The 1,220-nt window shown below is 47.6% G+C and carries 3 protein-coding genes; 1 reads left to right on the forward strand and 2 read right to left on the reverse strand.

Translation table 11 applies throughout. The features are described 5' to 3' along the window. The first annotated feature begins 146 nt into the window (after nucleotides 1-146). The gene (gene bor / locus P3R27_RS14285; RefSeq protein WP_000738492.1) at nucleotides 147-440 is read left to right on the forward strand and encodes a serum resistance lipoprotein Bor; all 294 of its coding nucleotides are present in this window, start codon (nucleotides 147-149) and stop codon (nucleotides 438-440) included. A gap of 31 nt (nucleotides 441-471) precedes the next feature. Here the strand turns inward: bor and rzpD are convergent, their stop codons facing one another. Next, the gene (rzpD, locus tag P3R27_RS14290) at nucleotides 472-933 is read right to left on the reverse strand and encodes a prophage endopeptidase RzpD (protein ID WP_000092275.1); all 462 of its coding nucleotides are present in this window, start codon (nucleotides 931-933) and stop codon (nucleotides 472-474) included. Then, a partial coding sequence (locus P3R27_RS14295) for a glycoside hydrolase family protein (RefSeq protein WP_301399123.1) occupies nucleotides 930-1,220 on the reverse strand: 291 nt, incomplete at its 5' end. The genes P3R27_RS14295 and rzpD, both read right to left, overlap by 4 nt.

The following is a 1,220-nucleotide window of genomic DNA, read 5'->3' on the forward strand; positions in this document are numbered from 1 at the left end:
TAATCCGGGAATACAATGACGATTCATCGCACCTGACATACATTAATAAATATTAACAATATGAAATTTCAACTCATTGTTTAGGGTTTGTTTAATTTTCTACACATACGATTCTGCGAACTTCAAAAAGCATCGGGAATAACACCATGAAAAAAATGCTACTCGCTACTGCGCTGGCCCTGCTTATTACAGGATGTGCTCAACAGACGTTTACTGTTCAAAACAAACCGGCAGCAGTAGCACCAAAGGAAACCATCACCCATCATTTCTTCGTTTCTGGAATTGGGCAGAAGAAAACTGTCGATGCAGCCAAAATTTGTGGCGGCGCAGAAAATGTTGTTAAAACAGAAACCCAGCAAACATTCGTAAATGGATTGCTCGGTTTTATTACTTTAGGCATTTATACTCCGCTGGAAGCGCGTGTGTATTGCTCACAATAATTGCATGAGTTGCCCATCGATATGGGCAACTCTATCTGCACTGCTCATTAATATACTTCTGGGTTCCTTCCAGTTGTTTTTGCATAGTGATCAGCCTCTCTCTGAGGGTGAAATAATCCCGTTCAGCGGTGTCTGCCAGTCGGGGGGAGGCTGCATTATCCACGCCGGAGGCGGTGGTGGCTTCACGCACTGACTGACAGACTGCTTTGATGTGCAACCGACGACGACCAGCGGCAACATCATCACGCAGAGCATCATTTTCAGCTTTAGCATCAGCTAACTCCTTCGTGTATTTTGCATCGAGCGCAGCAACATCACGCTGACGCATCTGCATGTCAGTAATTGCCGCGTTCGCCAGCTTCAGTTCTCTGGCATTTTTGTCGCGCTGGGCTTTGTAGGTAATGGCGTTATCACGGTAATGATTAACAGCCCATGACAGGCAGACGATGATGCAGATAACCAGAGCGGAGATAATCGCGGTGACTCTGCTCATACATCAATCTCTCTGACCGTTCCGCCCGCTTCTTTGAATTTTGCAATCAGGCTGTCAGCCTTATGCTCGAACTGACCATAACCAGCGCCCGGCAGTGAAGCCCAGATATTGCTGCAACGGTCGATTGCCTGACGGATATCACCACGATCAATCATAGGTAAAGCGCCACGCTCCTTAATCTGCTGCAATGCCACAGCGTCCTGACTTTTCGGAGAGAAGTCTTTCAGGCCAAGCTGCTTGCGGTAGGCATCCCACCAACGGGAAAGAAGCTGGTAGCGTCCGGCGAC

Source organism: Enterococcus spodopteracolus, from assembly GCF_030441955.1.
Taxonomy (GTDB): Bacteria; Bacillota; Bacilli; order Lactobacillales; family Enterococcaceae; genus Enterococcus_B; species Enterococcus_B spodopteracolus.